5 protein-coding genes are annotated in these 8,666 nt (G+C 36.8%); 2 read left to right on the forward strand and 3 right to left on the reverse strand.

Going from position 1 to position 8,666, the window contains the following annotated elements:
- Window positions 1-70: 70 nt before the first annotated feature.
- On the reverse strand, window positions 71-529 hold the full coding sequence (locus L1D51_RS10185) for a hypothetical protein (protein ID WP_239963600.1): 459 nt from the start codon (window positions 527-529) through the stop codon (window positions 71-73).
- 223 nt (window positions 530-752) lie between these two features.
- Here L1D51_RS10185 and L1D51_RS10190 point away from each other — a divergent pair, with 223 nt between their 5' ends.
- Together L1D51_RS10190 and L1D51_RS10195 are read left to right on the forward strand one after the other, a co-directional pair.
- Window positions 753-1,964 (forward strand): ParA family protein, encoded by a 1,212-nt coding sequence (locus L1D51_RS10190; protein ID WP_036973958.1) that lies wholly within the window; start codon window positions 753-755, stop codon window positions 1,962-1,964.
- 2 nt (window positions 1,965-1,966) lie between these two features.
- On the forward strand, window positions 1,967-3,058 hold the full coding sequence (locus L1D51_RS10195) for a ParB family protein (protein ID WP_036973959.1): 1,092 nt from the start codon (window positions 1,967-1,969) through the stop codon (window positions 3,056-3,058).
- 58 nt (window positions 3,059-3,116) lie between these two features.
- Here L1D51_RS10195 and L1D51_RS10200 read toward each other — a convergent pair whose 3' ends face one another.
- Together L1D51_RS10200 and L1D51_RS10205 are read right to left on the reverse strand one after the other, a co-directional pair.
- Entirely contained in the window at window positions 3,117-6,587 is a 3,471-nt protein-coding gene (locus tag L1D51_RS10200) for a PAS domain-containing hybrid sensor histidine kinase/response regulator (protein WP_239963601.1), read from the reverse strand.
- 1 nt (window position 6,588) lies between these two features.
- A partial coding sequence (locus L1D51_RS10205) for an ATP-binding protein (RefSeq protein WP_239963602.1) occupies window positions 6,589-8,666 on the reverse strand: 2,078 nt, incomplete at its 5' end.

Below are 8,666 nucleotides of genomic sequence, written 5' to 3' on the forward strand. Positions count from 1 at the left end.
GAAAGCTAATAAAATCATAGCTAAGATGTCAGGGTTTTGAATTAGCCAGTATATAAACACTTTCATGGTGTTAATTGCCCAATGCTTCAAAGTCTATCAATTCTCCCGTATACGTATCCTTTACAACCCCATTTTCAACGGTAACGAAAATAACATTATTCAACCCACTCTTCTTAGTAATACGGATAGACGCATATGACGAAACTAGTTTTTTAACTGTATCTTCAAGCGTCTTAACATCACTTAATTTGACGTCATCATGCCCAATTCGTTTTAAAGTAAACATTCGATTACAACTCCTTTGATTGTGATGTGAGTGCCAAGCAGACATACAAACGATGGCTCTCCCTATCATTGTTATACCAGCTACAAAGCCTATGAACGTCACAAATAGCAGTATGAAATCAGTTTTGCCTGTCATACAAAACAGATAAGCATAGAAAGCTCCTGCACTAAAAAACATCAAACCCAAACACAGCTCAAATAAATTAAGCCATCGCTCGGCCATTGAGTATTGCTGACTATCCATAGAAAACACCAGATAATTAATAACTGACGACCATCCTATGCTATCCAGTAAATCGCGCTTAACAGCGTGAAAAAAATCAAAATTTATAAGAAAAACAGGCTTTTTTAAGAAGAATTTGAGATATTATTTTAAGCATTAAAAATTAGCTCATGCTTTAATTTTTACTTTACCATCTAAAAATTAAAGCATAGACTATAAAAAAACACATTCAGTAAGGTTCACAATGACTATCTCTAAAGTAGAAGCTACCGATATCTCGTTTGACGAGCTAAAAGAAGGTTCAGAACTGTACATTCAACGCCGTAATAGACGCCTTCTAAATAACCACCGCAAAGAGCTTAGAGTGTTTACTAAAGCTGAAGCAGTGGCGTACTTAGATATTGATGCAAGAACATTAGATAAGTACTGCAAAGCTCTAAAAATTAACCCAAGAAGACATGAAGAGAGTCAGTGGTTATTGGATATCGAAGAGGTCTACAAAGTACGAGATTCACTTCCTGATGAACTTAAAAAACAATTACCATTTGTTCGCAGTGAAAGCCAAGACCTACAAGTTATAGTTGTTCAAAATCAAAAAGGCGGTGTAGGTAAGACTGTTACTGCAGCGACAGCTGCATCTGGTTTGGCAACTGAGTTTCATCAAAACTATCGTGTTGGCTTAATTGATATGGATGGCCAAGGCACTTTATCAATGTATTATGCCCCTGAATCAGCACAAGAAGGCTGCTTATCTGTTGGTGACTTAATCATGGGGAACTATGAGCTTGATGAAAACGAAACGCTAAAAGAAGCTATCAGTGAAGCGTTCTTGCCGACCACTATTCCTAACTTGCGTATTTTACCAGCTTCACAATCAGATCGAGCAATTGAGGGCTGGTTTCATGAAGCAGTATTCAACCAGCAACTAAGCTCTCCTTACTCAATACTGCACGACATCATTGAACAAGTTAAAGATGAATTCGATATCATTATCATAGATACGCCTCCATCATTAGGCTACGCGACATACAACGCTTACTACGCTGGTACGAGTGTTATTTTCCCATTATCTGTTACTGAAAATGATATTGATGCTACGTGCTCATATTTTAGTTATATCCCGCAAGTATGGACGCTACTAAAAAATGCAAAACACCCGGGTTATGACTTTATGAAAATACTGCTTACAAATCATAAAGAGAGTTCAACCACTACTGATTTACAGAACAACCTTTATGATAGTTTTTCAACTTACCTTTACTCAACAGAGTTCAACAATAGTGAAGCTGTGAGACAAGCTTCATCATTACTATCAACCGTATTTGATATGTCTAAAAGTGAATACCCTAAAACCAAGATGACTTTCCAGAATGCACAACAAAATGGATATGAAGTTACCAGCCAACTACACCGCGATATTCAAAAAGTGTGGCGCGAACAAGAGAAGGAGCAATAAAAATGGCTAAAAAAAGAGGTATAGTCTCTCCACTCGGCAACACAGCAGGCTCAGAAGAAGCTATTGCAGATAGCAATAAGAACCAACTTGAGAGTTTGGCCAAGCGCTTGAGAATTGAAGCTGAAAAGAGTGAAACACCACTTGATGAAGTGCTCTCTAAGCATCTGGGAGTAGTCAGCGTAGGTCAAAGTAAAGTCTGGACATTAAAGTCAGGCCAAGAAGCCACATTCACACCGGTTACGTTGTCATATGAGCAGCTTAAATCAAATACAGTCGTCACTTTTGAAATCAACGGGCGCGAGCAATCACTATTAACAGAAGAGTCGCTTCAAGACTTATCAACATTAGATAATCAACAGTTCTACCCAGCAATTGGTCGACGTCTGTCAGATAACAAGATTGACGTTCTTGATGGTTCACGCCGTCGCGCCTATGTACTTGAGAAAAACGGTGCTATAGAAACTTTCTCAATGCTAGTTACTGATGACGAAATCAGTCTAAGCGATGCAAAGGCTCTCGCTACATCACTACAGTCAGTTAAAGAGCACAGCTTACGTGAAATTGGATTACGCCTAGAGCGAGACAAAGAGGCGTACTTAGCTGAACATGGCAAAAAGTTGAACCAGGCTGAGTTAGCGGAACGTCATGGCTTAAGTCAATCAAAGGTAAGTAAAGCACTACAAGCAGCAACAATCGATAGTGATTTAATTTCTGTTTTTCCAGATATTTCATTGCTCAACCACAGTGACTATAAAGCGCTATTGGCAACACAGGCTTTATTAGGTGATCAACTAAGTGATTTCACTGAAGAGCTAAAAAGTAAAGTTAATGAGCTAAAAGTTAGCGGTGGCTTTATCAAAGAAGACCTTAAAGACAAACTCAGCAAACTAATAGCTGATGAGTCTAAGTCCTTCAAGCCAGCTACAGATAAACCAGTTGTGACGACATTATTCAAGTTTGACAATAAAGATCAGTTTGCTCGCAAAAAAGTGAAAGGAAGAAACTTTTCTTATGAATTTGGTCGAGTTCCGAAGGATATTCAAGATAAGTTAGATGAGGCAATTTCAAACATACTTAATGAAAGTTTACAATAGAAAATTCATGTACAGGTGAGTTTGTAAACTCACCTGTATAGCAGCAATTCATCCTTGTTCATAATTTACCCAGCTGCCTTGCGATATCCTCTACTAACCTAGGTATCATTTGTTCGATCGTGACTAGTTGAGCGCCTATATCCAAATTACCTTTCTCAGCTATCACCTCAATATCAGAGAATAACTCTCTTAATTTGTTAGCGCTTATTTCACCACACATCCCTTTTAACGCATGCGCTATTTGACGGACTTCTTCACTATTCCCTTTTTTGTGTTGCTCTATTAGTTCCTGCACCTTAATAGGTACTTTTACAACAAAAACTTCACAAATTTTGTTTAGTAAGACTTCTTTATTTAATAATCGTGCAAGGGCTTGTTCGCGGTCCCAGAGCTTTTCTTCTTTGAGTTCATTTCCGGCAAGAGGAATTGCTTTAGATTGCCCCTCGTAGCTTGATAACGACCATTTGACGACCTTTTCTAATACTTTAACTGCCTCAATTGGCTTACTCACATAATCACTCATCCCCACAGCTAAGCATTTTTCCTTTTCACCAGCCATAGCGCTTGCGGTCATTGCAATAATAGGAATATCAATAAACGACTCTCCTGCTTTTCCTGTGCGTATTTTTTCACATACTTGATAACCATCTAAAATTGGCATTTGGCAGTCCATCAGTATGCAGTTTATTTGCTTCTCACTTGTGTTGAAGTGATTTAAAAGTTCAATTGCATCTCGTCCATTACTTGCTGTTAAAATATTTATAGGCAGCTCATCTAATGCGCCTTTAGCAACTTCAATGTTGATTTCGTTATCGTCGACAATCAATACCGTACAACCTTTTAATTGCTCAATGACATCATCTGAAAGTTCAAAGCCGCTGGTTTCAGAAAGTAGATATAATGGCTCACTTTTTGGCACTTCGTAGCCAGCTACTTGCACCAGCTCTGTTTGGGTTACAGGCTTTGTAATTTGAGAAACTTTTGACGCAATACCTTTAGGAAGTGGGTTTCCTGGCTGATGAAGTGTTATAAACTGAGCGCTTTGGTTATTTTCGCTTAAAACTTCAATAATAGAACCTATGTTATTCGTTGTATCATCTTCATAGTCTAAGAACACGTAGTCAAAAACTTTGCTTTTATGTGCGCCAAGCTCTGCCATAGAGCATGTGCTGACAATACCGCCTAGCAAACTGATTGTCTTATCTAAAACCTCCCAAATATTTGGATTACTGCTCGCCACCAAAATGGCTTTATTCTCGTAGCATTTTTCAGTAACCTGAGAGTTTTCTCCATTGCAGCGAACTTTAATATTGAAGGTGAAAACACTGCCCTGATTTAAAGTTGAACTGACAGAGATGTCTCCATCCATTAATTGGCATAATTGTTTACAAATAGACAAGCCAAGTCCGGTCCCCCCAAACTTTTCTGATATTGCAGTACTTGCCTGCTGAAATGCATCAAATAATTGTCCTTGTGTACTAGGCGCGATCCCTATTCCCGTATCTTGGACGTTCACTTTTAAATTATGTGTATCTTCTGATATGCGCTCAGAACTAACAATGACTTTGATATAGCCTTTGTCAGTAAATTTTATCGCATTACTGATTAAGTTATTTAAAATTTGAGTGAGTCTGAGCGGATCTGTTTTAACATTCTCACAGTTTAAGTCACTGGTATCTAAATATACATTTAACCCTTTATCAAAGGCTCGAATAGCACTCGATTCAACTAGCCTTTCAATTAGCAGTTGTAGATTGATTGTTTTAAGATTTAGATCCAATTTACCTGCTTCGATCTTTGATAAATCAAGTATGTCATTAATTAATAGATTTAAATTTGACGCACTTAGCTCCATCATTTCAACAAGGTTTCGTGATTTACCAGACAACTCTTCTCGTTTTAAAATATTTAAAGTACCAATTACTCCATTAAGCGGAGTACGGAGCTCATGGCTTATATTCGATATGAAAGCACTTTTTATATCGCTATGCTTAATAGCATTATCTTTGGCCTCTGCAAGCGCTTGAGTACGCTTTCGAACTTTTGCTTCTAGTTCTGTATTTAATCGTTTTACTTTTATCTCTGCATCTTTTTCTTTTGTTATATCTCTAATAATTAAAGCAAGCCCTATTAAGGTATTGTGTTCAGAAAAAACGGGGCTAACAGATATAGCGTAATGAAGCGTTGTTTCGTCAAATTGTTCAGATAATTCATCTTTAATTTGTGATTTAGAGCTTTGAATATCAGTTACGTAGGTGTGGATGGGTAATTTTGAAAGAAACTCAATGTCTTTTGCTGGCTTCCCTAATGCTGTCACTTTAGAAATTGACAACAAACGCTCCGCCGTATTATTTACACTTGTTAACTCACCTTCTAAATTTAACCCAACGATTGCATCGATTGACCCATCAACTATTGCAGAGGCTTCTCTGCGAGCTTCTGCTAAGAACTGACTTCTTGTTGCATTTCGATAAAACATTATAAGTAATATAAATGTGAAAACACCTATTGCAGCTAAGAAGCTATAAGTAATTTCTCGCTTCTCATTAATTAACGTTTCTACGTACTTTTCAGGCACTAAAAGATTAAAGTTGATGTAACCATACTTATTTCTAGGCTTTGTCTTCACTTTTGTAGAATGTACATAAAACTGCAGGTCAGGGTTAAGTTTTGAAGTTATCGTATAGAGTCCCTGATATTGAACTTTCTGACTATAAACTTTATCCCACGTTATTTCAGGGTTTAAGTCTCTTGAAAATTGATATTCTTCAATAGGATGGTAGACAAAGTCACCTTCAGAGCTACTAATAATTAAATCAGAGTAGTTAAAAACGGTTCGTTTAAGATTATCAATGAGTGCATTAGCATTTACATTCATAATTAAAAATGCATACCGCTTTCCTTTATCACTAAAGATGGGAATAGAAAAACGTAGCATTGGCTGGTAGGGAAAAACCACTTCACCAAATTCTTTATTTAAAGTGAGTGGTGACATGTAAATTTGATTCGTTTCAAGTTGAGAGCTTGGTAAAAAATATGGCTCACCACTTTTAGCCTGCAATGAGTAGTCAGGCACAGCCTCTACAGATGCGCCTACCCGTTGCACACGTATTAACTCTTTACCCTCGGCTGTAATAGCAATAACACGAAGTTGCTCAACAGCTAGATTATTCTCCATAAAACCAATAAATATAGTTTCTAGACGCTCTTTCCACTGGTTGTATGTAGTACCATCGTATGGATCAATTCCATCATTAAATTCAGCTCTTGGTAATCCCGATATAGGGGGGGTTGAGTATAAAAAGCGGAGATCTGATTTTGACTCAGCAATTGAACTAGTTACTATTTCTTTTAAGCGCTCTTGAGTCTCAGTAAACTCTTGGTCAATTGACCCTAAAACATCATTTTTAACGTGCCCTTCAAAAAAATAAACTGCGAATAAGCCAAAAATGCAAAACACAAAGGAAACAATTGTTAAATATACCTTCGAACCAACTAAACTTGCACCACCTTTATTATAAATATCCATACTATGTCCGCTTAATATTTGTTCTACACCACTTTAGCAAGATAGACCTCAAAGCGTCATACTCGAGTGGCTTTGCGATATAATCATCCATTCCGGCATCAAAACAGCGCTGCTTATCTGCACTTAATACATTAGCAGTTAAAGCAATAATTGGTGTATGTTTGAAAGCAGAAAACTCTCTAATTTTTATAGTGGCTTGCGGACCATCTAATACTGGCATTTGCATATCCATAAAGATAATATCAAATACACCTAGTTCACATTGTTCAACAGCTTCCTGACCATTGTTTGCCATATTTATAGAGGTAATATTAAATTCATTGAGCATCGCTTCAATCACTATCTGATTAATGTCATTATCTTCAACAACAAGCGCATTAATATTCGATAAATCTATATCTTCTTTAGGTGTAGTTAATGAAGCATCTTTATGATCTAAGTCCATTGAAGATAGTGTGCGCTTTGCTAACAGAGAAAAATAAAAATGAGATCCTTCTCCTAGTGCACTTTCGACTTGTAGAGGTGCTTCCATCAAATCTAATAATTTATTTGATATAGTGAGGCCCAACCCTGTACCACCAAAACGTCTTGTAATAGACGTATCTGCCTGAGAAAATGCTTCAAAAAGTGTACTCAAGTGCTCACTTGCAATCCCGATCCCTGTGTCTGAGACATTAAATGTCAGCTTTACTTCATCAAGTCCAATCTCTTGTATGTTAACTGTTAAAGAAACACTGCCTCGCTCAGTGAACTTTACAGCATTACCCAGTAGATTAATTAATATCTGCTTTAATCGTGTTTCATCTGCCAAAAAAGCCAATTTTTCAACTTCCGGAGACGTAGAGATATAAAGCTGAATATTCTTACTGTTTGCTTGTTCCTGAAATAAATGTTTAAGCTCTTCTAAAAGGTAGCTTAAATCTACAGGTTCAGACTCAAGCTCAATTTTAGAAGCCTCAATTTTACTCAAATCAAGAATGTCGTTGATAATAACTAATAAGCTTGCACCTGAAGACTGTATCAGATGTAGCATCTTGCTTTGTTCTGGTGTGAGCGTCGTGCGGCTTAGCTGGCGTGCCATACCTAAAATGCCATTCATCGGTGTTCTAATTTCATGGCTCATGTTGGCTAGAAACTCTGATTTAACTTTTGTTGTATGCTCCGCGCTTTGCTTCGCTTCAGAAAGGTCTTTGCTTAGTTCTCTAAACTTATTAGCGGCCTTGGCTAAAATACCAATTTCGTCTTTTCGTTTTAAATCATAAATCGGAGCTTCCAAATCTCCGTTTAAGAAATATGTAAAGCTATTTGTTAAGCGTTTAATCGCACGTGTAATTTGCAAGTGAAAGAATGCTGATAGAGCGACTATGTAAATAACAACCATCAAAGCAAGTACATTTAAAATGCTTTCTGTCATTGAAACCGTTTTATGAGCATCCCGTTTTATTTGTTTTAGTTGCGTTAACGAATCTTCCCTTAAACTATTTGCAAGCGTACTAAATTCAATTGCATCTCCAGCCATTACTACATTTACTAAGCTTAAATAGTTTCGATTAGCCTGAACACTTTTTGAAAAAACCTCCCGATAATGGCTTACGAAATTGAGCATTTTTTCAAATTTAGTATCATCAGCTCCATTTTTAGATAGCGAATTCAGTATTTTTTCAACGGCAGCTCTTTTGGCATAATCTTTTTTTGTTAAAAATTGAATTGCATCATGATGCAGCACATGCCAAAGATTAAGGTATTCGGCAATTAGCAACTTATCATTTGTATTAATCGTCTTTGTTTTCAAATCGTCAAGAAGTAAAACTGCATTCAGATAAATTTGGGGTAACTCTTTTTCAATTAAGTTATTTCGTTGTGTAAAGCGAAGTTTCAATACTTTTAAATTATCACCATAACGACTTACTAGCTGCGTCATCCCATTTATGTGAGCTTTCGTTCTTCCTACAGTATTTTTTAAAGTAATTTCAGCTAATCGACTTTCAATACTTCCAAAATTTACCATGATTTTTTTAAAAACGGGGGCACTACCTGATGCTCCGTAAACTGAGATATCCCTTTGCATCTCAACAATAT

It is taken from the genome of Pseudoalteromonas shioyasakiensis (assembly GCF_022398475.1).
In the GTDB taxonomy this organism is placed as follows: domain Bacteria; phylum Pseudomonadota; class Gammaproteobacteria; order Enterobacterales; family Alteromonadaceae; genus Pseudoalteromonas.